23 protein-coding genes are annotated in these 22959 nt (G+C 73.1%); 14 read left to right on the top strand and 9 right to left on the bottom strand.

Annotated features, from left to right (window positions below; translation table 11 throughout):
- Positions 1–179: 179 nt before the first annotated feature.
- From ACESM1_RS22640 to ACESM1_RS22625, 4 genes are all read right to left on the bottom strand, one after another.
- Positions 180–1466 (bottom strand): CCA tRNA nucleotidyltransferase, encoded by a 1287-nt coding sequence (locus ACESM1_RS22640; RefSeq protein WP_372623478.1) that lies wholly within the window; start codon positions 1464–1466, stop codon positions 180–182.
- Positions 1463–1717, bottom strand: coding sequence for a hypothetical protein (locus tag ACESM1_RS22635; protein ID WP_372623477.1), 255 nt, complete (start codon positions 1715–1717; stop codon positions 1463–1465). Before ACESM1_RS22635 ends, ACESM1_RS22640 begins: the two co-directional genes overlap by 4 nt.
- 124 nt (positions 1718–1841) lie before the next feature.
- Positions 1842–2447 (bottom strand): CoA pyrophosphatase, encoded by a 606-nt coding sequence (locus ACESM1_RS22630; RefSeq protein WP_372623476.1) that lies wholly within the window; start codon positions 2445–2447, stop codon positions 1842–1844.
- Positions 2448–2595: 148 nt separating this feature from the next.
- Positions 2596–3231 (bottom strand): DUF1285 domain-containing protein, encoded by a 636-nt coding sequence (locus tag ACESM1_RS22625; protein WP_372623475.1) that lies wholly within the window; start codon positions 3229–3231, stop codon positions 2596–2598.
- A gap of 194 nt (positions 3232–3425) precedes the next feature.
- Here ACESM1_RS22625 and ACESM1_RS22620 point away from each other — a divergent pair, with 194 nt between their 5' ends.
- From ACESM1_RS22620 to ACESM1_RS22595, 6 genes are all read left to right on the top strand, one after another.
- Complete coding sequence (locus tag ACESM1_RS22620) at positions 3426–4445, top strand: AAA family ATPase (RefSeq protein ID WP_372623474.1); 1020 nt, start codon at positions 3426–3428, stop codon at positions 4443–4445.
- Positions 4438–5304, top strand: coding sequence for a DUF58 domain-containing protein (locus ACESM1_RS22615; RefSeq protein WP_372623473.1), 867 nt, complete (start codon positions 4438–4440; stop codon positions 5302–5304). Before ACESM1_RS22620 ends, ACESM1_RS22615 begins: the two co-directional genes overlap by 8 nt.
- A 144-nt stretch (positions 5305–5448) precedes the next feature.
- Entirely contained in the window at positions 5449–8199 is a 2751-nt protein-coding gene (locus tag ACESM1_RS22610; protein ID WP_372623472.1) for a DUF4159 domain-containing protein, read from the top strand.
- Positions 8200–8356: 157 nt separating this feature from the next.
- Positions 8357–10498, top strand: coding sequence for a hypothetical protein (locus ACESM1_RS22605; protein WP_372623471.1), 2142 nt, complete (start codon positions 8357–8359; stop codon positions 10496–10498).
- Positions 10499–10534: 36 nt separating this feature from the next.
- A complete protein-coding gene (locus ACESM1_RS22600; protein ID WP_372623470.1) occupies positions 10535–10894 on the top strand; it encodes a hypothetical protein in 360 nt (119 codons plus the stop codon).
- A 57-nt stretch (positions 10895–10951) separates the two neighbouring features.
- Positions 10952–11632, top strand: a complete 681-nt coding sequence (locus ACESM1_RS22595) for an ankyrin repeat domain-containing protein (RefSeq protein WP_372623469.1) — start codon at positions 10952–10954, stop codon at positions 11630–11632.
- 66 nt (positions 11633–11698) lie between these two features.
- Here ACESM1_RS22595 and ACESM1_RS22590 read toward each other — a convergent pair whose 3' ends face one another.
- Genes ACESM1_RS22590 through hemF form a run of 3 tightly spaced genes read right to left on the bottom strand, consistent with a single transcriptional unit; the run spans position 11699 to position 14451 of the window.
- On the bottom strand, positions 11699–12694 hold the full coding sequence (locus ACESM1_RS22590; RefSeq protein ID WP_372623468.1) for a Bug family tripartite tricarboxylate transporter substrate binding protein: 996 nt from the start codon (positions 12692–12694) through the stop codon (positions 11699–11701).
- Positions 12695–12743: 49 nt separating this feature from the next.
- The gene (locus tag ACESM1_RS22585) at positions 12744–13544 is read right to left on the bottom strand and encodes a rhomboid family intramembrane serine protease (RefSeq protein ID WP_372623467.1); all 801 of its coding nucleotides are present in this window, start codon (positions 13542–13544) and stop codon (positions 12744–12746) included.
- Positions 13545–13560: 16 nt separating this feature from the next.
- Complete coding sequence (gene hemF, locus ACESM1_RS22580) at positions 13561–14451, bottom strand: oxygen-dependent coproporphyrinogen oxidase (protein WP_372623466.1); 891 nt, start codon at positions 14449–14451, stop codon at positions 13561–13563.
- Between the two features lie 338 nt (positions 14452–14789).
- On the opposite strand from hemF, the gene petA reads away from it, so the two are divergent.
- From petA to ACESM1_RS22560, 4 genes are all read left to right on the top strand, one after another.
- Positions 14790–15341, top strand: coding sequence for a ubiquinol-cytochrome c reductase iron-sulfur subunit (petA, locus tag ACESM1_RS22575; protein WP_372623465.1), 552 nt, complete (start codon positions 14790–14792; stop codon positions 15339–15341).
- 70 nt (positions 15342–15411) lie between these two features.
- A complete protein-coding gene (locus ACESM1_RS22570; protein ID WP_372623464.1) occupies positions 15412–16683 on the top strand; it encodes a cytochrome b in 1272 nt (423 codons plus the stop codon).
- Positions 16683–17477: a cytochrome c1 gene (locus ACESM1_RS22565; protein ID WP_372623463.1), complete on the top strand. Its 795-nt coding sequence runs from the start codon at positions 16683–16685 to the stop codon at positions 17475–17477. The genes ACESM1_RS22570 and ACESM1_RS22565 overlap by 1 nt, the downstream gene beginning before the upstream one ends.
- A gap of 111 nt (positions 17478–17588) precedes the next feature.
- Complete coding sequence (locus tag ACESM1_RS22560) at positions 17589–18467, top strand: S-methyl-5'-thioadenosine phosphorylase (RefSeq protein WP_372623462.1); 879 nt, start codon at positions 17589–17591, stop codon at positions 18465–18467.
- A 22-nt stretch (positions 18468–18489) separates the two neighbouring features.
- On the opposite strand, the gene ACESM1_RS22555 is transcribed toward ACESM1_RS22560, so the two are convergent.
- Positions 18490–19152, bottom strand: a complete 663-nt coding sequence (locus tag ACESM1_RS22555) for a dienelactone hydrolase family protein (RefSeq protein ID WP_372623461.1) — start codon at positions 19150–19152, stop codon at positions 18490–18492.
- 42 nt (positions 19153–19194) lie between these two features.
- Between ACESM1_RS22555 and ACESM1_RS22550 the strand changes: the two genes are divergently transcribed.
- The 4 genes from ACESM1_RS22550 (at position 19195) to ACESM1_RS22535 (ending at position 21464) form a co-directional block, all read left to right on the top strand.
- Positions 19195–19380, top strand: a complete 186-nt coding sequence (locus tag ACESM1_RS22550) for a DUF4169 family protein (RefSeq protein ID WP_372623460.1) — start codon at positions 19195–19197, stop codon at positions 19378–19380.
- An 84-nt stretch (positions 19381–19464) separates the two neighbouring features.
- Positions 19465–19824, top strand: coding sequence for a YciI family protein (locus tag ACESM1_RS22545; protein WP_372623459.1), 360 nt, complete (start codon positions 19465–19467; stop codon positions 19822–19824).
- Positions 19825–19829: 5 nt separating this feature from the next.
- Complete coding sequence (locus ACESM1_RS22540) at positions 19830–21047, top strand: DUF6596 domain-containing protein (RefSeq protein ID WP_372623458.1); 1218 nt, start codon at positions 19830–19832, stop codon at positions 21045–21047.
- A gap of 30 nt (positions 21048–21077) precedes the next feature.
- A complete protein-coding gene (locus ACESM1_RS22535) occupies positions 21078–21464 on the top strand; it encodes a cupin domain-containing protein (RefSeq protein ID WP_372623457.1) in 387 nt (128 codons plus the stop codon).
- Positions 21465–21584: 120 nt separating this feature from the next.
- On the opposite strand, the gene ACESM1_RS22530 is transcribed toward ACESM1_RS22535, so the two are convergent.
- Entirely contained in the window at positions 21585–22907 is a 1323-nt protein-coding gene (locus tag ACESM1_RS22530; RefSeq protein WP_372623456.1) for a dihydroorotase, read from the bottom strand.
- Positions 22908–22959 lie beyond the last annotated feature (52 nt).

Here is a 22959-nt window from a genome sequence, read left to right as displayed (position 1 = left end):
TCCGCCTCCAGCCAAAGCTGGACGCCTACGAATCACACCCTGCCGCGCCGCATCCAATCACAAGCCGATTCCAGCCTGGGCTACTCGGGTCTAGCCCGGCGAAGTGGGGCAGGCGAGGGGCTTGCCATCGGTGGCGTTAAGGATTAGTTCTGCTTTTGTTCCGGTGACCGGCGGGTCTGTCAGGTCCCCGCCGGAGTACCCGGGGCGGCGGTCCCGTCCGCCGCCCCGGGATTTTCCAGCCGCCGGCGGAGCTCGGCGAGGCAGTCCGCATGCGGCGCCTCCGCACCGGTCTCGATCCACCAGGCGTGAAGGTCGCCGAGCAGGCGGCCGATGTCCGGCCCGGGCGGCACCCCGAGCGCGACCAGGTCGCGCCCCTTCAGCGGGAAGACCGGCCAGGGCATCGCGTCCATGGCCGCGCGCTGGCGGCTGCGATCCCGACCGTCGCGCGCCTCGGCGAGCCAGACCTCACGGCGCACATCCTCGGGCGGCACGCCGGTCCGCTGCGCCAGGAAGCGCCGGAGCGCCGCCTCATCCGTGATCGGAGCGGCCGGTGGCAGTTCGGACGCCAGGACGGTTTGCACCAGCGTGCCGCGCTCGGCGCCGGAAAGCCGCAGGCGCGCGACCAGGTTGCGGACCGCCGCATCCTCAGCCCCGAGCAGCAGCGCCCCCAGCCGCAGCAGCGGGTCGGCCGGCGCGCCGCGCGCGACGAGCAGCCGCAGCGGCGCGAAGTCGCCCGCCTCCGGCAGCACCGCCGCGAGCAGGCCGGCCTCGCGCATCAACTCCAGCGCCGGCACCGGGTCGGGCGCTTCCAGCAGGCGCTTCAGCTCCATCCAGATCCGCTCGGGCGCGATGCGCGCGGCAAGGCCCGGCACGGCGTCGCGGATCGCGGCCAGCGCCGCGGCGTCGGGCTCGCCGCGCCCGTAGCGCGCCCAGAAGCGGAAGAAGCGCAGCGCGCGGAGGTAATCCTCGCCGAGCCGGGTCGCCGGATCGCCGACGAAGCGCACGCGGCCCGCCGCCAGGTCCTCCCGGCCGCCGAAATAGTCCCACAGCCGGCCGGCGGCGTCGCAGGACATGGCGTTGATGGTGAAGTCGCGCCGCGCCGCGTCCTCGCGCCAGTCGGTGGTCCAGGCCACCTCGGCGTGGCGGCCATCGGTGGCGACGTCGCGGCGCAGCGCCGTCACCTCCACCGGCTGGCGATCCAGCACCGCGGTGACGGTGCCGTGGGCGAGCCCGGTCTCGAACACCTTGAGCCCGGCGGCGAGCAGGCGGAGTGCGATCTCCTCCGGCGGCAGTGGCGCGGCGATGTCCACGTCATGCACCTCGCGCCCGGCCAGCGCATCGCGGACGCAGCCGCCGACGGCACGCGCGCCGGGCAGGGCGGCGAGGATCGCGGCCGGGGCGCCGCTGGCCAGGAAGGCGGGCGGGGCGATCCGCGCATGCGGCGCATCGGCCCCGCCATCCGTCATCGCCTGGGCTCCGCGCCGCCCTGCAGCACGCGCCCATCCGGTCCGAGCTGCGCCGGCACGTAATCCCGGCCCGCCTCGAAGCTGCGCGACAGCCCGTACCAGACCGCCACACCCAGCATCAGCCCGACGCCGAGCAACAGCGCGATGATCATCCCGGAGGACGGCTCCCCGCGGTTCGAACCGTACCGGCGCCAGGCCAGATAGAGTCCGAAGGGGAGCAGGGTGAGGAAGACGGCAATGACAGCGGCCATGATGCTACCGATATAGAGCCGACCGCAGCTGTCGGCACCCTGGCGGGGGCGGCTATACGCTTGAGCCGGCGATTCACGCCCCGGCGCGCCCGCCTTCGGCGTGAACATCCGGGGCGATCGCAGGCTATTCCCGCAGAACCCGTGCCAAGGTGACCAGCATCGCCGCGGTGGCGCCCCAGATCAGGTGCTCGGGATGCGGCCAGACCCAGAATTCGCGCATCCGCCCGTGCAGCTCACGCCGCCGGCGCTCCGGCGCCGCGGGGTCGAGCACGATGGCGAGCGGCAGCTCGAAGATCGCCGCCACCTCGCCGGGATCGGGGGTGAGCGTCAGCGGCGGGTCGAGGAAGGCGACCACCGGCGTCACCCGGAAGCCGGTGCCGGTCAGGTGCTCCGGCAGGTGGCCGGCCACCTGCGGCAGTCGGGGATCGAGGCCCACTTCCTCCGCCGCTTCGCGCAGCGCCGCGGCTTCGGCGGTCTCGCCGGCCTCGATCCGCCCGCCGGGGAAGGCGACCTGCCCGGCATGGGCGGACAGCCCCGCCGCGCGCAAGGTGAGCAGGACGGAGGGCCGCGCATGGTGCCAGACGATCGGCACGAGCACCGCCGCGCCGCGCAGCCCGCCCGGCGTCAGCGCCTGCTCGGCCGCGTCGAAGGCGGTGGGGGCGATGCGCGTCAGGCGCTCCGAATCGGCGAGTCGTTCGGCGATGGCGGTGCGGGAGAGGTCCAGGGTCATCTTGCTGCACAACCTGCGGCCGCCGCAGGCGGCCGAGGCGCCGAATGGCGCCCGCCACAAGTGTAGCGAGCCAAGCGCGCGGAGCGCGCGCCCGGCACCTGAGGGCATGGAAAGCATGCCGACGAGTCGCCGAAGGCGGCCGTCGGCATCACTCCGCCGCGCGGCGCAGCGCCATCCCTTCCGGGGCGTCGTCGATCGGGAAGAACACGCCTTCCGACCAGACGCCGAGCACATCCCGCCCGTCCAGCCGCTCCGGCTGGGCAAGCGCCACCAGCTCGTAGAACACGGCGCGGTTGATGCGGGCTTCCAGCCCCTCGCGCACGGTGATGTAGGGCCGCGGCTCGCGGGTGCGCGGGTCGATGGCGACCCGGATCGGGTGCTCGGCGTCCGCGGTGACCATCTCGTCGAGGTTGGTGCGGAAGGTCAGGCACTGGCGCGGCTTCGGGTTCGGCACGAAGGGATCGGCGCAGTCGCGCCAGAACATCTCCACCGCGACGAAGGGCGCATCCTCCACCTCGATGCGGCAGCGCTCGACCGGGGTTTCCAGCCAGAAGGCGCCGTCGAGCTCGCGCTTGAGGACCGAGGCGAAGAGGCAGACCAGCTCCTTCCGGCCGATCGGGCTGCCGCGATAGAACCAGGTGCCGTCGCGCGCGATTCGCATGCCGATGTCGCCGCAATCGTGGCGGAGCCGCGGAAGCCCGCTTCCCGCGCCGCGTGGCGGGCCGCGCCTGCCCGTCTCGCCGCCCGGCCTGCCCGCCGCAGCCTTCTCCGGATGACCGCTCATGGTGAAAATTCCCGCATCCGTGAAGCAGCTCTTCCCCAACCGAGCATCGCGGCCGCCTCCCGCTCTGGCATCCGGACGGCCGCCGGGCCGTTGCTGGATGTTGCCCGCCTGTAACCGTGGTGGCGGGTGGGATGGGCAGCGTGGATACTCGCGCCATATGAACCGGCGACTGTCATATAGGGAGCCCGACCCGCATGGTTGAAGTGGCCGATCCCACGCGAGAGGACCTGCCGGGCGCGAAAGCCCTGGTGGCGGAGGCGGAGGCGCTGGCCGAGCGGCTGGCGCGCGTCCGGCAATCGGTCGGCCGCGTCATCTTCGGCCAGGAGACGGTGGTCGAGCGGACGCTGATCACGCTGCTCTCCGGCGGCCATCTGCTGCTGGTCGGCGTGCCGGGCCTGGGCAAGACCAAGCTGGTGGAGACGCTGGGCACCGTGCTCGGCCTCGACGCGAAGCGGGTGCAGTTCACGCCGGACCTGATGCCGTCGGACATTCTCGGCTCCGAGGTGCTGGAGGAGGACCAGGAGGGAAGGCGGCACTTCCGCTTCATCAGGGGGCCGGTCTTCTGCCAGCTGCTGATGGCCGACGAGATCAACCGCGCCAGCCCGCGCACGCAATCCGCCCTGTTGCAGGCGATGCAGGAGCACAAGGTCGCGATCGCCGGCGAGGTGCATGACCTGCCGGCGCCCTTCCACGTGCTGGCGACGCAGAACCCGATCGAGCAGGAGGGCACCTACCCGCTGCCCGAGGCGCAGCTCGACCGCTTCCTGCTGGAGATCGACGTCTCCTACCCCGACCTGGCCGCCGAGCGCGCCATGCTGCTGGCCACCACCGGCGCGGTGCAGTCCAGGCCGGTGCAGGCGATGACCGGGGTGGAACTGCTGGCCGCGCAGACCCTGATCCGCCGCCTGCCGGTGGGGGAGGGGGTCATGGAGGCGATCCTGCGCCTGGTCCGCGGCGCCAGGCCGGAGACGACGGAGCTCGAGGAGGTGCGCCGCCACCTCGCCTATGGCCCGGGGCCCCGCGCGGCGCAGGCGCTGATGCTGGCGACCCGGGCGCGGGCGGTGCTGGATGGCCGCCTCTCGCCCTCGGTCGAGGATGTGCTGGCGCTGGCCGAGCCGGTGCTGCGCCACCGCATGGCGCTGAACTTCGCCGCCCGCGCCGACGGGGTGCATCTGTCCGAGGTGCTCGACCGGCTGAAGGCACAGCTTGGCTAGGGTCCCGGCCTCCCTCACCGTCCCCTGGGCGGAGCAGCTCGGCGCCGGGCTGCCGCCGCTGCTGGTGGAGGCCGAGCGGGTGGCCGCCACGGTCATGCCGGGCATCCATGGGCGGCGCCGCGCCGGGCCGGGCGAGGCCTTCTGGCAGTTCCGCGCCTATGTGCCGGGCGACCAGGTGAGCCGGATCGACTGGCGGCAATCCGGCAAGTCGGACCGCCTCTTCGTGCGCGAGACGGAGTGGGAGGCGGCGCAGACCGTGGCGCTGTGGATCGCCGCCACGCCGGGGATGGAATGGCGCAGCAGCAAGGAGGTGCCGAGCAAGTCGCTGCGCGCGCAGCTGCTGCTGCTGGCACTTTCCTCGCTGCTGCTGCGCGGCGGCGAGCGGGTGCGGCTGTTCGGCCTGCCGCGGCCCTTCGCCGGGCGCGGCGCGCTGCCGGCGATCGCCGAGTCGATGCCGCGGCTGGCCGCGCGCCCCGAGGACCAGCGCATCGCCCGCCATGCCCGTGCCGTGCTGTTCGGCGATTTCTGGGACCCGCTGGAGGAAACCCGCAAGGCGATCGCCGCCCTGGCGGCACAGGGGGTGCGGGGCCATCTGCTGCAGGTGCTCGACCCGGCTGAGGAGACCCTGCCCTATAGCGGCCGCATCCGCTTCGAGGATGTGGCCGGCGCCAGTTCGCCGGCCGCGCTGGTTCCCCGCGTCGAGGCGGTGCGGGAGGTGTATGCGGAGCGGCTGGCGCGGCACCGCGCGGGGCTCGGCGCGTTGGCGCAATCGGCCGGCTGGAGCTTCGCGACCCACCGCACCGACCAGCCCCCGGAGGCTGCCCTGCTCGCCCTGCATCAAGTGCTGGCGCCGGCGTGATGCGCACCGTGCAAACAGGAAGTGCCCCGACGGGCCGCGAATGCGGCCCCGCGCACAGGGGGGCTTTTTGGCCAGGCGAAACAGCGCGTAGGCGCGCAAGCCAAGCGCGCGGAGCGGGCGCCCGGCGTTTGAGGGCGCACTAAGATGCTCACGCTCGGCCCGATCGCCTTCGCCGCGCCCTGGCTGCTGCTGGCGCTGCCGGCGCTGCCCGTCCTGTGGTGGCTGCTGCGCATCACGCCCCCCGCGCCGAAGCGGCAGGACTTCCCTGCGCTCGCCCTGCTGCGCGACCTGCCGGCGCCGGAGGAGACGCCCTCCCGCACGCCGTGGTGGCTGCTGCTGCTGCGCCTGCTGGCCGCCGCGCTGATCATCCTCGGCCTTGCGCGGCCGATCTGGGACCCGGCGATCGCCGGGGGCGGGGAGGGGCCGCTGCTGATCGTGGTGGATGATGGCTGGGCGGCCGGCGCCGACTGGCCTGACCGCATCGCCGCCGCCGAATCGGCGCTGACCGGCGCCGCCCGCGAAGGCCGCCGCACCGCCCTTTTGCTCACCGCCCCGACCGACGATCCCGAAGGCATCCGCGCCACCGCGCTGATGCCGGCCGAGGAACTCGCCGGCCGGCTGGCGGCGCTGCGGCCGAAGCCCTGGGCGCCCGACCGCGCCGCCGCGCTCGCCGCGCTGCAGGCCTGGCGCGCGCAGTACCCCGGCGGCTTCGCCGCGCTCTACGTCGCCGACGGCGTCGAGCATGCGGCGGAGGGAGACGCCTTCACCCCCTTCGCCGCCGCGCTGGCCGAGGGCGGCGCGCTGACCATCGCCCGCGCGGAGGGCCGCCCCACCCGGCTGCTGCCGCCGCCGCGCGCCGAGGCGGACCAGCTCGTCGTCAGCGTCCGCACCACGCCGCTGCCGGTGCCGACCGAGGCGGTGGTGCTGGCGCGCACCGGCGACGGCCGCACGCTGGACCGCGCCGTGGTGCCGATCCCGGCCGGCGCCGCCGAGGCGGAGGCGGCGCTGCCGCTGCCGCTCGAGATCCGCAACCAGGTGATCCGCCTCGACCTCGACGGCGTGAACGGCGCAAATGCCACGGTGCTGCTCGACGAGCGCTTCCGCCGCCGGCCGGTGGGGCTGATCTCCGGCGGGCCCGAAACCGCCGCCGACGTGCCGCTGATCGGCGAGCTGTTCTACCTCGACCGCGCCCTCTCGCCCTTCGCCGAGCTGCGCCGCGGCACGGTGGATGAGCTGCTGCAGCGCCGGCTTTCCGTGCTGGTGCTCGCCGACCGCCCGATCACCGACGAGCGCGAGCGGGAGACGCTGGCGCGCTGGGTGGAGGAAGGCGGCACGCTGGTCCGCTTCGCCGGCGCCCGGGTGGCGGAGAACCAGGACAGCCTGCTGCCGGTGCCGCTGCGCGGCGGCGAACGGCAGATCGGCGGCGCGCTTTCCTGGGAGCGGCCGCAGAACCTGGCACCCTTCCCGGACGATTCCCCCTTCGCCGGCCTGGCGCCGACGCCCGAGGTGACGGTGGAGCGCCAGGTGCTGGCCGAGCCCTCGGCGCGGCTGACCGGCAAGAGCTGGGCGCGACTGGCGGACGGCACGCCGCTGGTCACGCAGGAGCCGCGCGGGGCCGGGCGCATCGTGCTGTTCCACGTCACCGCCAATGCCGATTGGTCCAACCTGCCGCTATCCGGGCTGTTCGTGGACATGCTGCGGCGCATCGTCGCGCTCTCGGCCGGCGTGGCGGGCGCGGATGGGGAGGCGCCGCTGGCGCCGATCGAGACGCTGGACGGCTTCGGCCGGCTCGGGCCGCCGCAGCCCGGCGCGCAGCCGATCACCGCGGTGCGCATCGGCGAGCAGGTGGCCTCGCCGCGGCATCCGCCGGGCTGGTACGGCATCGGCACCGCGGCGGGCGAGGCCGGGCAGCGCCGTGCGCTGAACCTCGGCGCCGGCGTCCCGGCACCCCGGCCCGCCGCCGCGCCGCCGCAAGCGGCCGCCGTGCAGGCGATCGGCGGCGTGCCGGCGGAGCGCGACCTCGGACCCTGGCTGCTGGCGCTGGCCATGCTGCTGCTGGCGGCGGACCTGCTGGCCTCGCTCTGGCTGCGCGGCGTGCTGGCGCGCGGGCCGGCGCTGGCGCGGGCGATCATCCTCCCCCTGGCGCTGGCGCCGCTGCTCGCCGGCTCGCCCGCCGCGGCGCAGACGCCGGAGGGCCACGCGGCGCTGGCGACGCGGCTGGCCTATGTCGTCACCGGCGATGCGGAGGTGGATGCGATCTCCCGCATGGGGCTGGTGGGGCTGTCGGATTTCGTGAACCGCCGCACCGCCGCGGCGCTGGCCGAGCCGGTGGGCGTGGTGCCGGGGCAGGACGACCTCTCCTTCTTCCCGCTGCTCTACTGGCCGGTGCTGGGCGAGGCGCCGCAGCCGGACGCGGATGTGGTGGCCGCGCTCAACGCCTTCATGCGCCAGGGCGGCATCATCCTGTTCGACACCCGCAACGAGGGCTCGGGCGAGGGGTTCTCGCCGGGTTCGCGCGCCGCGTTGCGGCGGGTCACGCGGGATCTCACGGTGCCGCCGCTGGCGCCGGTGGCGGAGGATCATGTGCTCCGCCGCGCCTTCTATCTGCTGGCCGACCTGCCGGGCCGCTTCACCGGCGGCGCGGTCTGGGTGGCGCGCGACCAGGACCGGGCGAATGACAGCGTCAGCCCGGTGATCATCGGCGGCCATGACTGGGCGGCGGCCTGGGCGGTGGATGCCCGTGGGAACAATCCCTACGCGGTGATCCCCGGCGGCACGCGGCAGCGCATACTGGCCTATCGGTTTGGGGTGAACCTCGTGATGTATGCGCTGACCGGCAACTACAAGGGCGACCAGGTGCACGTGCCGGCCATCCTGGAAAGGCTGGGGAATTGATCAAGCGCCAGGCAAGAATCGGCACTGGCGCCCCGCGCAGCGGGGCGAGGCCGCGAACGCGGCCCGCGCACAACCTGGCCTTGGCGCCAGGTGCGACACAGGCCTGCGCGCAAGCCAAGCGGCCGGAGGCCGCGCCGGCGCCTGAGGCCACGGAACGATGAACCAGGTCCTCGCCGGCATCGACTTCGCGCCCGTCGTGCCCGTCTGGCTGATCGCCACGCTCGCGGTCGTCGCACTCGCTGCGCTCGCCCCCGCGCTGCTGCGCATCGCCGTCACCGCCGATGGCAAGCGCCGCCTTGCCCCGGCCGCCGGCGCGCTGCTGCGCCTCGCCGCCTTCGCCGCACTCCTCCTCGCGCTCGCGAATCCTCGCCTCGTCGAGGAGACGCGGGAAACCCGCCCCGACATCGCGCTGCTTCTGGTGGACCGCAGCGACAGCACCGGCGTGGGCGGGCGGGCCGCGCAGATCGAGGCCGCGCGCCAGCAGGTCGAATCGCGCGCCGGCCGCCTCGCCGAGACCGAACTCCGCGTCGTCGAGGTGGCGGAAGGCGGCAACCAGGGCACCCGCCTCTGGACCGCGATGGAGCGTGCGCTGGCCGAGATCCCGCGCGCGCGCCTCTCCGGCGTGATCGCGCTGACCGATGGGCAGGTGCACGACCTGCCGGCCGCACCGGGGCTCGAAGCCCCCTTCCACCTGCTGCTGCCCGGCCGCGCGGGCGAGGTGGACCGGCGCATCCGCGTGGTGGAGGCGCCGGGCTTCGGCATCGTCGGCCGGCAGGTGGAACTGCGCGTGGTGGTCGAGGATCTCGGCGCGCCGGCGGGCGAGGGCAGCGGCGCCGCGCGCCTCTCGATCCGCCGCGACGGCGGCGCCGCGCGGGTGGAATCGGTGCCGGTCGGGCGCGAGCACCGCATCGCCGTCAACATCGAGCGCGGCGGCCCGACCGTGGTGGAACTCACCGCCGAGGCCAGGCCGGGCGAGGTCAGCGAGCTGAACAACCGCGCCGTCGTCTCCATCAACGGCGTGCGCGACCGGCTGCGCGTGCTGCTGGTGAGCGGGGAGCCGCATGCCGGCCAGCGCACCTGGCGCCGGCTGCTCAAGGCCGACCCTAATGTGGACCTGGTGCACTTCACCATCCTCCGCCCGCCGGAGAAGGACGACCTGACGCCACTGCACGAGCTGGCGTTGATCGCGTTCCCGGTGCGCGAGCTGTTCCAGGTGAAGCTGCGCGAATTCGACCTGATCGTGTTCGACCGCTTCGCCAATCGCGGCCTGCTGCCGCCGGTCTATCTGCGCAACATCGCCGATTACGTCCGCGGCGGCGGCGCGCTGCTGCTCTCGGTCGGGCCGGAATTCGCGGGGCCGACCAGCCTCGCCGCCACGCCGCTCGGCCAGGTCCTGCCGGCGCGGCCGCCGACCGGGCCGGGGGCGGCGCAGGCGGCGCTGCTGGAGCAGGCCTTCCGCCCGCGCGTCACCGCGCTCGGTGCGCGGCACCCCGTGACCGAGGACCTGCCCGGCGCCAACCCGGTGGACGGGCCGGGCGAGGCCAGCTGGGGCCGCTGGTACCGCGCGCTGCGCGCCGATGCGCGCGCCGGCTCCACCGTGATGGAGGGGCCGGATGGCGCGCCGCTGATGCTGCTGGACAGGGTGGGGGAGGGACGCGTCGCGCTGGTGCTCTCCGACCATATCTGGCTGTGGTCGCGCGGGCATGACGGCGGCGGCCCCCAGGCCGAGCTGCTGCGCCGCATCGCGCATTGGACCATGAAGGAGCCGGAGCTGGAGGAGGAGGACCTCATCGCCCGGATCGAGCATGGCCGCATGACCGTGGTGCGCCGCAGCCTGGAGGCCAGCCCGCCGCCGGAGATCACCGTCACCGCGCCGGACGGGATGGCCAGCCGCCACCAGGCCGAGGCGCGGGGCGGGCGGGCGGTGGCGGAACTGCCGGCGACCCAGCCCGGCGTCTGGCAGGCCACGGATGGGCGCCGCACCGCCTATGCCGCCGCCGAGGCCGGCAACCCGCTGGAGATCGCCGACCTGCGCGCCGACGCCGCCGCGCTGCGCCCGCTGGCCGGGGCGACCGGCGGGGCGGTGCGCTGGCTCGGCACGGGGGAGGCGCCGGAGGTGCCGGAGCTGCGCCGCGTCGCCGCCGGGCGCGACACCTATGGGCCGGGCTGGATCGGCCTTCGGCGCAACGAGGACCACACCGTGACCGGCATCACCGCCCTGCCGCTGCTGCCGCCCTGGCTGGCGCTGCCGCTGGTGCTCGGCCTGGCGCTGCTGGCCTGGCGGCGCGAGGGAGCGTGAGATGACGCGCCGGCCGGGGCTTCCCATCTCTCCGTCATGATCCGACGCGCCCTCCTCCTGCTGCCGCTCCTGCTGGTCGCCTGCGCCCAGGGGCCGGGGCTGCGGGAGCGGCTTTCCGTCTGGATCGGCCGCAGCGAGGGCGACCTGGTCGCCGAGTTCGGCGTGCCGGTCCGCACCTACGAGGCCGATGGCCGGCGCTTCCTGCAATACGAGCAGCGGCGCACCGTCGCCTACTCGCAGCCCGGCTTCGACCGGCCCTATTTCACGCCCTGGGGGCCGCGCTTCGGCTATTTCCCCGCCCCGCCGGCCTATGCCACCGTCGGCTGCGACATCACCTTCACGATCCGCGACGGGCGGGTGCAGGACTTCTCATTCCGTGGCCAAGGGTGCGGATGAGGGGTGCGGATGATCCGCGACTTCCGCGCCGGCGCGGTCTGGCCTAGCTTGCGCCCCATGCGCGCGACCTTCCGACTGGCCTCCCATCTGGCTCCCGTCCTGCTCTCGGCGCTGGCGCTGGCGACGCAGGACGCCGCTGCGCAAATCAGCGGCAGCCCCTCCAACTCCGTCCGGGCGCCGCAGCAGGCCGCGCCGCAGCTCGGCGCGGCGCCGGCGCTGCCCGGCCTTGCCGCCCGCCGCGCCCCGGCGCCGATCGCCGGCGACCCGGCCACGACGCTCTCGCCCAACGATGCGCTGTTCGATGCGATCAACCGCGGCGACCTGCCGGCGGCGCGCGATGCGGTGGCGCGTGGCGCCAATCTCGGGGCGCGCAACGCGCTCGGCCTGACGCCGCTGGACGCGGCGGTGGACCAGGGCCGGCACGAGATCGCCTTCTACCTGCTCTCCACCCGGGATCTCACCCGCGCGCCGCCGCCGCCGCCCGGCGCGAGCGCCCTGTCCGGACCGCCGCCCGCTGCCTCCGCCCCCGCCCGGCGGGAACCGAGCGCCGCAGCCCGCACCGCCGCCGCCGCGATCGCCGGTGCGGCGGGCCAGCCGGCGACGCCCGCCACCGCCCGGCTCTGGGCCAATGATGGCGGCACGCCGCGGCCGGGGATCGGTTTCCTCGGCTTCGATGCCGGCCGGCCCGAAGGGGCCGCGCCGCCCGCAGGCTCCGCCCGGCGCGCCGGGCGGAGCTGAAGGCGGCCCGATGACCGTAGGGCCGCCAGGCCCGCAGGTCTGAATCGGCCCGCCCGGGCTGCTCCGCTACTCGACGCGCGCGCCGCTCACGCGCACCGCTTCCTGCCACAGCGGGCGGTCGCGGTTGGCGCGCTCGCTCATGCCCTCCGGCGAGGACCAGACCGCCAAGGCGCCGGCCCGCAGCACGCGAGCCTTGAAGCTCTCGTCGTTGGCCACCTGACGCAGCGCGCCGCCCAGCCGCTCGATGATGCGCTGCGGCGTGCCAACCGGCACGACGAAGCCCTGCCAGGAGGTGAGCACCATGTTCGGCACGCCGGCCTCGGCCATGGTCGGCACGTTCGGCAGCGTCGGCCAGCGCTCGGCGCTGGTCACCGCCAGCGCCCGCATGCGGCCTTCCTCGATTACCCCGGTGTAGCTCGCCAGGTTGTCGAGCGCGAAGTTCACGTCGCCCGAGAGCATCGCCGGGATGGTCTGCGCCGCGCCGCGGAACGGCACATGCGTCGCCTCGATGCCGGTGCGGGCGGCGAACAGGGCGCCGGAGAGGTGCGGTGTGGTGCCCACGCCCGGCGAGCCGTAGGAGATGCCGTTCTGCTTCGCCTTCGCCCAGGCGATGAACTCGGCCAGCGTCTTCGACGGGTTGTGCTGCGCGGCCACCACGGCGACGTTCGGCAGGTCCCAGGCGATCGCCACCGGCACCAGGTCCTTCGCCGGATCATAGGGCAGGCGAGCGTAGAGGAACGGGTTGATGCAGAGATGCCCGACCGAGGCGATGCTGAACACCGACCCGTCCGGCGGCGACTTGGCCAGCGCGTCGAGGCCGATGTTGCCGCCGGCGCCGGTGCGGTTCTCGATCACGAAATTGGCGTTGAGGATGCCGTTCAGGCGCTCCGCATAGAGCCGCACCAGCACGTCGGTGGAGCCGCCCGGCGGCCAGGGGACGATGATGCGCACATTGCCGCTCGGCCATTGCGGCTGGCCGAGCGCGGGTGCGGCGAGCGGGGCGGCGAGCGCGGCGCCGAGCAGCAGGCGGCGCGGGACGCGCGGGGTGTGGCTGGATGTCATGCGTGATTCCTCCCATCGATGAGACGGGGAGGAACATAGTCGCGCCGCCTCAGATCGCGAAGAGCATGCCCAGCCCGGCCAGCAGCAGGAAGGCCAGCGCCTTCAGCGCCGCCTCCCACGACCAGCCGCGGCCGCTGGCGGGGCTGAGGTCGATCGCGCGCCGCAGCAGCCAGCCCTGCGCATCGCCCGCCGGCCCGGGCTGGAAAAGGCGCACGCCGGCCGGCCGGGCGAAGAGGGTCAGCGCCAGCCCGGCGGCGAAGCCGCCGAGATGGGCGAACCAGGCGGTGGGCATCACGCCGGGCTCCTCCGGCCCGAGCATCGCCGCGGCATGGACGATGTTCGCCGCCAGCCAGATCCCGACGAACCAGGAGGCGGGCACCGCGACGGGCAGCCCCTTCAGCACCAGCACCACCACCCGCGCCCGCGGATAGAGCAGCAGGTAGCTCGCCATCACCCCCGCAATGCCGCCAGAGGCGCCGACCAGCGCGTGGTTGGGCGGCGCGGTGAGTGCATAGGCCGCCGCGCCGGCAGCGACGCAGGCGGCGAAGAACAGTGCGAATCGGCCATGGCCGAAGGCGTCCTCGACATTGTCGCCGAACACCCAGAGAGCGAGCATGTTGCCGAACAGGTGCAGCAGCCCGCCATGCAGCAGCGCATGGCCGAGCACGCCGGCCCAGGCGCGCGGATCGTGGGCGAAGCGTGCCGTGATCTCTGGGTTGAAGGCGATCCAGCCCGGCACCTGCAGGCCGGCGGCTTCGGCCAGGAAGACCGCCGAGCAGACGACGATCAGCCCGATCGTCACATGCGGCGCGCGGATCCGCGCCAGGTGGTTGTGGTCGGCGAGCAGCACGGCGGTCGCGGCGAGGCTACGGCCAGCCGGTCTCCGGCGGCAGCGACATCAGGATCGCCTCCACGTTGCCGCCGGTCTTCAGGCCGAAGATGGTGCCGCGGTCGTAGAGCAGGTTGAACTCCACGTAGCGGCCGCGGCGGACCAGCTGGTGGGCGCGCTCGGCCTCGGTCCAGGGCTCGTGCATGCGCTTGCGGACGATGGCGGGGTAGGAGGCCAGGAAGGCCTCCCCGACATCGCGGGTGAAGGCGAAGTCGGCCTCGATCCCCTTGCCCGGCGTGCGGTCGCCGAGCCAGTCGTAGAAGATGCCGCCCAGGCCGCGCGGCTCGTTGCGGTGGGGCAGGAAGAAGTACTCGTCGCACCACTGCTTGAAGCGGGGATAGTAGCTGTCGTCGTGCCGGTCGCAGGCGGCCTTGAAGGCGGCGTGGAAATCCGCCGCGTCCTCCTTCGAATGCGGCGCGGCGTGGTCCATCGGCGTGATGTCGCCGCCGCCGCCGAACCACGCCTTGCTGGTGACGATGAAGCGCGTGTTCATGTGCGCCGCCGGCACGCGCGGGCTGCGCATGTGCGCGACCAGCGAGACGCCGGTGGCGAGGAAGCGCGGATCGGCCTCGGCGCCGGGGATCTGCTTGCGGAACTCGGGCGAGAACTCGCCGAAGACGGTGGAGACGTTGACGCCCACCTTCTCGAAGACGCGGCCCTTCATCACCGACATCACGCCGCCGCCGCCATCGGGCCGATCCCACGCGGTGCGCGCGAATCGGCCGGGCGGCAGCTGGGCGTGCGGGCCGGAGGAGAGCTCGTCCTCGCAGGCCTCGAAGGCGGCGCAGAGGCGGTCGCGCAATGCCTCGAACCAGGCCCGCGCACGCGGCACCAGGGGATGATCGAGTGGGGCCGGGCTGTCAGGCATGCGCGGATTGGTCCTCCCTTGGGCAGCGGCGTATCCGCCCGCGCGACCGAGATTGACAGGCCGTTGCGCGGAAGGCGACCCCGGCGCGCCGGCGTGCCCCGGGGCATGTCCCGGGCGCGAAGTTGCCGCGATTTCAGGTCCGGGGCCGGATGGACAGTCTTTACCGCGGACCTTTATATGCCGCGCAGCGCCGCCATCGGCAGGACCGGCTCACGCAGGCTCGCGCCTCGGCTGCGGGCGCGGAGAAGCCAGGGTCCGGTGGCGGCGGGACTTGGACGTGACGCGCGCGATCGGATCCGGCACCGGACCCGTGAGCGTGCCGCGGAAAGGGATGAGAGATGGCTGACGCAATGGCACCCCATGGGGATGCCGGGCAGGGGGAGACCCGCCGGGACTTCCTTAAGCTGACCACCGGTGCCTTCGCCGCGGTCGGCGTGGTGGTGATCGCCTGGCCCTTCATCCACTCGATGAATCCCGCGCGCGACGTGCTGGCGCTGGCCAGCACCGAGGTGGACCTCTCGCCGATTGCGGTGGGTCAGGCGGTGACGGTGGTGTGGCGCGGCAAGCCGGTCTTCGTGCGGCACCGCACGCCGGAAGAGATCGCGGCCGCCCTCGCCGTACCGCTTGCGACGCTGCCCGATCCTCAGCCCGACCCGGCGCGCGTGAAGGAGCCGGAGTGGCTGGTGGTGCTCGGCGTCTGCACGCATCTCGGCTGCGTCCCGCTCGGCCAGAAGCCGACCGATGCGCGCGGCGATTTCGGCGGCTGGTTCTGCCCCTGCCATGGCAGCCATTACGACACGTCGGGCCGCATCCGCCGCGGCCCGGCGCCGGCGAACCTTGCGGTTCCCGAGTACGTCTTCACCTCTCCGACCACGATCCGCATCGGCTGACGCGTGGCCAGGGCGCGGTATGGTCCGCGCCCGCCCGCCAGCCGGACCAACCCGAGGAGCCAGGGTCCACATGGCCATCGGCCTTCATCAGAGCGACTTCAAGAACCCGGTCGTGCGCTGGATCGACAGCCGCCTGCCGGTGTTCACCATGCTGCAGAAGGAGTACGGGACGTTTCCAACGCCCCGGAACTTCAACTACTTCTGGAATTTCGGCGCGCTCGCCATGATCAGCCTGCTGATCATGATCGCGACCGGCATCTTCCTCTCGATGCACTACACCGCGCACACCTCCTACGCCTTCGACAGCGTGGAGCGGATCATGCGCGACGTGAACTACGGCTGGCTGTTGCGCTACGTGCACATGAACGGCGCCAGCATGTTCTTCATCGTCGTCTACATCCACATCTGGCGCGGCCTCTGGTACGGCTCGTACAAGGCGCCGCGCGAGATCCTGTGGATCCTCGGCGTGGTGATCTTCCTGCTGATGATGGCGACCGCCTTCATGGGCTACGTGCTGCCCTGGGGTCAGATGTCCTTCTGGGGTGCGACCGTCATCACCAACCTGTTCAGCGCCATTCCGCTGGTCGGCGAGGACATCGTGGTCTGGCTGTGGGGCGGGTTCAGCGTGGACAACCCGACGCTCAACCGCTTCTTCAGCCTGCACTACCTGCTGCCCTTCGTGACCGTCGGCGTGGTGTTCCTGCATGTCGCGGCGCTGCACATCACGGGCTCCAACAACCCGCTGGGCATCGACCCGAAGGGCCCGCAGGACACGCTGCCCTTCCACCCGTACTACACGGTGAAGGACAGCGTCGGCCTGATGGCCTATTTCGTGGTGTTCGCCTTCCTGGTGTTCTTCACGCCGAACTATCTGGGCCACCCGGACAACTACATCCCGGCAAACCCGCTGGTGACGCCGGCGCACATCGTGCCCGAATGGTACTTCCTGCCGTTCTACGCGATCCTGCGCGCGGTGCCGGACAAGCTCGGCGGCGTGGTGCTGATGTTCGGCTCCATCGCCATCCTGTTCATCCTGCCCTGGCTCGACACCTCGCCGGTGCGCTCCATGCGGTTCCGCCCGATCGCGAAGTGGTTCCTGCTGATCTGGGGCATCAACTTCGCCATCCTGACCTGGGTGGGCGGGAAGCCGGCCGAGGGCATCTACGTGACCATCGCCCGCTTCGCCACCGCCTACTACTTCGCGTATTTCCTGGTGGTCCTGCCGCTGCTCGGCCGGCTCGAGCGCCCGCTGGCGCTGCCGGAGAGCATCGCCAAGCCGGTGCTGCGGGGCGGCGGGCCTGTCCTCGCCGGCGCTGCCGCGAAGCCGATGGAGAAGGCCTGATGTCGCGCTTCTTTGGAAAAACAGGGCGCAGCCTGGTTGGCGCCCTGGTCCTGGGCGCCGCCGCGTTCCTCAACGCGGCGCCCGCCCGCGCAGCCGGCGAGGCGATCGTCCTGCCGGAGACGCGCTTCTCCTTCGAGGGGCTGTTCGGCACCTATGACCGCGGCAGCCTCCAGCGCGGCTTCCAGGTCTACAAGGAGGTCTGCGCCGCCTGCCACGCCATGCGGCAGCTCTCCTACCGCAACCTGCTCGAGATCGGCCTGAGCGAGGAGCAGGTGCGCAACATCGCCGCGCAGTTCCAGGTGGTGGACGGACCGAACGATGTTGGCGAGATGTTCGAGCGCCCGGCGCGGCTCTCCGACCGCTTCCGCCGCCCATTCCCCAACGAGAATGCGGCGCGCGCGGCGAACAACGGCGCCTATCCGCCCGACCTGTCGGTGATGACCAAGGCCCGCGCGAACGGGGCCGACTACGTGCATGCGCTGCTGACCGGCTATTCGGACCCGCCCGAGGGTTTCACCCTGATGGAAGGGATGAACTACAACCGGTACTTCCCCGGCAACCAGATCGCCATGCCGAACGTGCTGAACCCCGACCAGGTGGAGTACGCCGACGGCACCGCGGCGACGGTGGAGCAGATGGCGCGGGACGTGACGACCTTCCTCGCCTGGGCCGCGGAACCGGAGGCCGAGCAGCGCAGGCGGATGGGCGTGCGCATCATCCTGTTCCTGATCGTCCTCGGCGGCCTGACCTACGCGGTGAAGCGCAAGGTCTGGGCGGACGTGAAGGGCCACTGATCCAGCGCCACCACGCCGCCGACGCAAAGGGCCGTCCCCAAGGGGGCGGCCCTTTCGCTTTGCGGCACGCGCCGGCTACAAGGCGCGCCGTCGCCACAGGAGCCGCGCCGCATGTCAGACCAGATCACCCCCGTCATCGGCCTGATCGGCGGCTCCGGCCTCTATGACATACCCGGCCTCGAGGAGCGGGAGTGGCGCCGCATCGGGACGCCCTGGGGCGCGCCATCCGACGAGATCCTGTTCGGGCGGCTCGCGGGCGTGCCGGTGCGCTTCCTCCCGCGCCATGGCCGCGGCCACCCGACGCCGCCCTCCGACCTGAACTACCGCGCCAACATCGACGCGATGAAGCGTGCGGGCTGCACCGAGATCCTGTCGCTCTCCGCCGTCGGCTCGCTCAAGGAGCACCTGCCGCCCGGCCATTTCGTCATCGTGGACCAGTTCATCGACCGCACCTTCGCGCGGAAGAAGAGCTTCTTCGAGACCGGCTGCGTCGCGCATGTCTCGATGGCGCATCCGGTCTGTTCGCGGCTCGGCGATGCGCTGGAGACGAGCGCAAGGAAGCTCGGCCTGCCCGTCACGCGCGGCGGCACCTACCTGGTGATGGAGGGGCCGCAATTCTCCACCAAGGCGGAGAGCGAGCTGTATCGCAGCTGGGGCTGCAGCGTGATCGGCATGACCAACATGCCCGAGGCCAAGTTGGCCCGCGAGGCGGAGCTCTGCTACGCGACCGTCGCCATGGTGACCGATTTCGACTGCTGGCACCCCGACCACGACCATGTGACGGTGGAGCAGGTGGTGAAGGTCCTGTTCTCCAACGCCGACAGGGCGCGGGCGCTGGTGGCGGATGTGGTGCCGGCGCTGGGCGCGCGACGCGGCCTCTGCCCCGCGGGCTGCGACCGTGCGCTCGACAACGCGATCATCACCGCGCCCGAGAAGCGGGACCCGGCGATGCTGGCGAAGCTCGACGCGGTGGCCGCGCGCGTGCTGTGACGCCGCGCGCGGCGCCCGGCCGTCAGCCCAGGTGCTTGCCGAAGAAGACCAGCGTCCGCTCCCAGGCCAGCTCGGCATCCGGCTTGCTGTAGCTGCCGCGGTCGTCGCAGCCGAAGCCGTGCTGCGCGCCCTCATAGACGAAGATCCCCACGCCCGGCTGCGCGGCGCGGATCGCCTCCACGTCGCTCATCGGGATGGAGGCGTCCTTGCTGCCGAAATGCAGCTCCACCGGGCAGTTCGGCGTCTCGCTGCGGGTGCCGGCGATGCCGCCGCCATACCAGCCATTGGCGGCCGCGAAGGCCTTGGTGCGGGTCGCGCCGAGCCAGGCGACGGTGCCGCCCCAGCAATAGCCGACGATGCCGTGCTTCGCCGAAGCGGGCAGGGCGGCGGCGGCGGCCTCGATGTCGGCGATGGTGCCGGCCTCCGGCACCTTGCTGCGCAGCTCCCGCCCGCGGGCCACGTCCTCCGGCGTGTAGCCGAGCTCGACGCCGCGCTCGGTGCGGTCGAACAGCGCCGGCGCCACCACCGCATAGCCGTTCTTCACGAAGCGGTCGCAGACATGCCGCATATGGCTGTTCACGCCGAAGATCTCCTGGATCACCACCAGTGCGCGCTTCGCGTCATCCGGCCCGTCCTTCCAGGCGGCGAGCTTGTGTCCGTCGGCGGCGGTGAGTTCGATCCACATGGCGGCGTTTCCCTCGGCTGGTGTCACCGCTAGTCTCCGCTCATGGCGGAGATCGTCAACCTCAACCGGCTGAAGAAGGCGCGTGCGAAGGCGGAGGCCGCGGCGCAGGCGGCGGCCAACCGCGCGAAGCACGGCCGGGACAAGGCACAGAAGGCCAATGACCGCGCCGCGGAGGCCCGCCGCGCGCAGCTGCTGGACGGCGCGAAACGCGAGACGCCGCAGGAATAGCCGACCGCCTGTCGAAATCCTCCGGCCTGCCACGTCATCATCCCGGCGGCGCATCGGCGCCGGCCGGGAACAGGAGAGACGACGATGCAGGCGATGCTGCTGATCTACAGCGACGAGAAGACCTGGGCCGCCATCCCGCAAGAGGAGAAAGGCCGGATCTACGGCGCCTACATGGCCTATACCGCCGCGCTGCGGGAGGCCGGCGCCTTCGTCGCCGGCGACCCCCTGCAGCCCTCGATGGCCGCGCATACCGTCCGCGTCGCCAACGGCGCGCCGCAGGTGCTGGACGGCCCCTATGCCGAGACCAAGGAGCAGCTGGCCGGCTACTACCTGATCGAGGTGGAGGACATGCAGGCGGCGCTGCGCTGGGCCGCGCGTTGCCCCGGCGCCACGCATGGCGTGATGGAGGTCCGCCCGGTCATGGTGATGGGCCAGCCCGGCTGAGCGCAGTGACGTCGGCCTCGCAGGCGGCGGAGCGCGCGGCGCGCGAGGGCTATGGCCGCCTGCTCGCCTTGCTCCTGGCCCGCGGCGCGGGGCTGGCGGCGGCGGAGGATGCGCTGGCGGATGCCTTCGCCGCCGCGCTCGCCGCCTGGCCTGAAACCGGTATCCCCGAGAAGCCGGAAGCCTGGCTGCTCACCGCGGCCAGGCGCCGGCTGCTCGACGGCCGCCGCCGCGCCGCCACCGCGAGCGCGGCGATGCCGGACCTCCTGCGCGCGACCGGCGAGGTGGCGGGGCCGGAAGACCCCGAGCAGCTGCCCGACCACCGCCTGGCCCTGTTGCTGGCCTGCGCGGCGGATGCGGTGGAGCCGGCCTCCCGCGCGGCCCTGATGCTGCAATGCGTGCTGGGGCTGGATGCGGCGCGGATCGCCTCGGCCTTCCTGGTTTCGCCTGCCGCGATGGGGCAGCGGCTGGTGCGTGCGAAGCGCCGCCTCGCCGCCGCCGGGGTGCGCTTCGCCGTGCCCGGGCGGGCGGAGGTGGCAGCCAGGCTGCCGGCGGCGCTCGAAGCGATCTACGCCGCCTATGCCGCAGGTGCCGCCGACCCGGCTGATGGCGGCGCGCTGGCCGGGGAGGCCGCCTGGCTGGCCCGGCTCTGCGCCGCGCTGGCGCCGGAGGAGCCGGAGGCCGCCGGCCTCGCCGCCCTGCTGCTGCACCTGGAGGCGCGGCGGCCGGCGGCGCGCGATGCCTCGGGGGGCTACGTGCCGCTCTCGGCGCAGGACCCGTCCCGGTGGAACGCGCCGATGCAGGCGGAGGCGGAGCGGCTGCTGCGGGCGGCCGCCGCGCTCGGCCGGCCGGGGCGCTTCCAGTGGGAGGCGGCGGTGCAGTCCGTCCATGCCGTGCGGCGCTTCACCGGCCGCACCGACTGGGCGGCGATCCGGCTGCTCTACGATGCGCTGCTGGCAGCGACCGACTCCCCCGTGGTGGCGGTCAACCGCGCGGTTGCCGTGGCGGAGACCGACGGCGCGGCGGCCGGCCTGGCGGCCCTGCGCGCGGCGGGGGCGGACAGGCGGCTTGCCGAGTACCAGCCCTATTGGGCGGCGCTCGCCGCCCTGGCCGCGCGCGCCGGGGAGATGGCGGCGGCGGAGGCGGCGCGGCAGCGCGCGGCGGGGCTGGCGACCGACCCCGCCATCCGCGCCTTCCTGCTGCGCCCGGCGCCGGGAAGCGGGTAGGCTGCGTCCGCACCCAGGGAGGACAGCAGGATGCGCACCACCACCAGCCACGCCGAGGACGCGCATTTCGAGCGCGGGTTGCGGGCCTTCTTCGAATACCGCGACCTCGGCATCAAGGGTGCGACGGAGGGCAGCTTCGGCGCGCATGTGATCCGCGCCATCCCGGGTGCGCACGCCACCGGCCAGTGGCACACGCATGACCTGGCCTTCCAGATGTTCTTCGTGCTGAAGGGCTGGGTGCGCTTCGAATACGAGGATATCGGCGAGAAGACCTTCCGCGCCGGCGACAGCTGCTACCAGCCGCCGCGGGTCCGCCACCGCGAGATCGCCCATTCCGAGGACCTGGAACTGCTGGAGATCACCGGCCCGGCGGAGTTCGCGACGGAGGAGGTGCAGGGGCCGCCCAGGGCCGCCTGACAGGCTCGAAGCGGGCGGCGCCAGCCTTGGCGCTGGCTGCCGCCGCGGCAGCCCATCAAGCGGCAAGGCGGCGCTTGCCCCGCAGCACAGTCGCTCCGCCGCCGGGCGGCGGCTCCGCCTTCAGCCGCGGAACCGCACCGGCGCGCCGGCGGGGCTGCCCTGCACCTCGTCCTCCCGCATCGCGACACGGCCGCGCAGGATGGTCATCACCGGCCAGCCGGTGCACCGATGCCCGGCGAAGGGGGTCCAGCCGCAGGGCGAGACGATCCAGCTCTCCTCGATCGTCCGCTGGCGCTTCATGTCCACCACGGTGAAGTCGCCGTCATAGCCGGCCGCGAGCCGCCCCTTGCCGACCACGCCATAGACCCGCGCCGGCCCGGCGCACATCAGGTCCGCCAGCCTGCTCAGCGAGAGACGCCCGGCGCTGACGTGATCCAGCATCACCGGCACCAGCGTCTGCACGCCGGTCAGGCCGGAGCCGCATTCCGGCCAGGGCTTCTCCTTGGAGGCGCGGGAATGCGGCGCATGGTCGCTGCCCACCGTGTCCACCGTGCCGTCGCTGAGCGCCGCCCAGGCGGCGTCCAGGTGCCGCTGGTCGCGGATCGGCGGGTTCATCACCGCGTAGCCGCCGAGCCGTTCGTACGCCTCGTCGGTCTGCGTCAGGTGGTTGAGCAGCACCTCCACCGTGCAGATGTCGCGGTAGTCCTTGAGGTAGTCCAGCTCCTCGGCGGTGGAGACGTGCAGGATATGCGCCGGCCGCCCCGTCTTGCGGGCGAGCGCCATCAGCCGCCGCGTGCCGAGGAAGGCGCATTCCACGTCCCGCCATTCGGCATGCATGCGATAGGGCATGCCGGTGGTGTAGTTCGGCTTGCGCGCCTGCAGGCGGTACTCGTCCTCCGAGTGGTAGCAGATTCGGCGGCGGCCGGCGCGCATCACGCGTTCCAGGTTTTCGTCGTCCTCCACCATCAGGTCGCCGGTGGAGGAGCCGGCGAAGACCTTGATGCCGCAGACATTCGGCTGCACCTCGAGCTCCGCGAGGCCGGCGATGTTGGTCTTGGTCGCGCCGACATAGAAGCCGATGTCGCACCAGGCGCGGCCCTTCACATGCTTCCGCTTCCAGTCCAGCCGCTCGGTATCCGTGATGGAGGGCGAGGTGTTGGGCATGTCGAACACCGCGGCGAGGCCGCCGAGCAGCGCGGCCCTGGTGCCTGTCTCTATGGTCTCGACCTTCGGATCGCCGGGCTCGCGCAGGTGGACGTGGCTGTCGATCAGGCCGGGCAGCACGTGCAGGCCGCGGCAATCGAGTTCCTCGGCGGCATGGGCGGTGCGCAGGTCGCCGATCGCGGCGATCTTCCCGCCGCGCACGCCGACATCGGCCTGCTCCAGGCCCCAGGGCAGCACGAGGGTGCCGCCGCGCAGCACGAGGTCAAAGGAGGACGGCATCGGTTTTCCCCTCTCGTCCGGCCGGGACTGCGGCCTTGTGTCGCACCTGCGG

The organism is Falsiroseomonas sp. (assembly GCF_041690465.1).
GTDB lineage: Bacteria > Pseudomonadota > Alphaproteobacteria > Acetobacterales > Acetobacteraceae > Falsiroseomonas.
The sequence above is the reverse complement of the archived record's forward strand: the minus strand, read 5'-3'. Positions and strand labels throughout refer to the sequence as shown.

What these genes read in the sequence shown, in the direction of transcription:
- ACESM1_RS22640 (WP_372623478.1), bottom strand. Translation starts at nt 1,466, where the DNA reads ATGACGGATGGCGGGGCCGATGCGCCGCATGCGCGGATCGCCCCGCCC.
- ACESM1_RS22635 (WP_372623477.1), bottom strand. Translation starts at nt 1,717, where the DNA reads ATGGCCGCTGTCATTGCCGTCTTCCTCACCCTGCTCCCCTTCGGACTC.
- ACESM1_RS22630 (WP_372623476.1), bottom strand. Translation starts at nt 2,447, where the DNA reads ATGACCCTGGACCTCTCCCGCACCGCCATCGCCGAACGACTCGCCGAT.
- ACESM1_RS22625 (WP_372623475.1), bottom strand. Translation starts at nt 3,231, where the DNA reads ATGAGCGGTCATCCGGAGAAGGCTGCGGCGGGCAGGCCGGGCGGCGAG.
- ACESM1_RS22620 (WP_372623474.1), top strand. Translation starts at nt 3,426, where the DNA reads ATGGTTGAAGTGGCCGATCCCACGCGAGAGGACCTGCCGGGCGCGAAA.
- ACESM1_RS22610 (WP_372623472.1), top strand. Translation starts at nt 5,449, where the DNA reads ATGCTCACGCTCGGCCCGATCGCCTTCGCCGCGCCCTGGCTGCTGCTG.
- ACESM1_RS22605 (WP_372623471.1), top strand. Translation starts at nt 8,357, where the DNA reads ATGAACCAGGTCCTCGCCGGCATCGACTTCGCGCCCGTCGTGCCCGTC.
- ACESM1_RS22600 (WP_372623470.1), top strand. Translation starts at nt 10,535, where the DNA reads ATGATCCGACGCGCCCTCCTCCTGCTGCCGCTCCTGCTGGTCGCCTGC.
- ACESM1_RS22595 (WP_372623469.1), top strand. Translation starts at nt 10,952, where the DNA reads ATGCGCGCGACCTTCCGACTGGCCTCCCATCTGGCTCCCGTCCTGCTC.
- ACESM1_RS22590 (WP_372623468.1), bottom strand. Translation starts at nt 12,694, where the DNA reads ATGACATCCAGCCACACCCCGCGCGTCCCGCGCCGCCTGCTGCTCGGC.
- hemF (WP_372623466.1), bottom strand. Translation starts at nt 14,451, where the DNA reads ATGCCTGACAGCCCGGCCCCACTCGATCATCCCCTGGTGCCGCGTGCG.
- petA (WP_372623465.1), top strand. Translation starts at nt 14,790, where the DNA reads ATGGCTGACGCAATGGCACCCCATGGGGATGCCGGGCAGGGGGAGACC.
- ACESM1_RS22570 (WP_372623464.1), top strand. Translation starts at nt 15,412, where the DNA reads ATGGCCATCGGCCTTCATCAGAGCGACTTCAAGAACCCGGTCGTGCGC.
- ACESM1_RS22565 (WP_372623463.1), top strand. Translation starts at nt 16,683, where the DNA reads ATGTCGCGCTTCTTTGGAAAAACAGGGCGCAGCCTGGTTGGCGCCCTG.
- ACESM1_RS22560 (WP_372623462.1), top strand. Translation starts at nt 17,589, where the DNA reads ATGTCAGACCAGATCACCCCCGTCATCGGCCTGATCGGCGGCTCCGGC.
- ACESM1_RS22555 (WP_372623461.1), bottom strand. Translation starts at nt 19,152, where the DNA reads ATGTGGATCGAACTCACCGCCGCCGACGGACACAAGCTCGCCGCCTGG.
- ACESM1_RS22550 (WP_372623460.1), top strand. Translation starts at nt 19,195, where the DNA reads ATGGCGGAGATCGTCAACCTCAACCGGCTGAAGAAGGCGCGTGCGAAG.
- ACESM1_RS22545 (WP_372623459.1), top strand. Translation starts at nt 19,465, where the DNA reads ATGCAGGCGATGCTGCTGATCTACAGCGACGAGAAGACCTGGGCCGCC.
- ACESM1_RS22535 (WP_372623457.1), top strand. Translation starts at nt 21,078, where the DNA reads ATGCGCACCACCACCAGCCACGCCGAGGACGCGCATTTCGAGCGCGGG.
- ACESM1_RS22530 (WP_372623456.1), bottom strand. Translation starts at nt 22,907, where the DNA reads ATGCCGTCCTCCTTTGACCTCGTGCTGCGCGGCGGCACCCTCGTGCTG.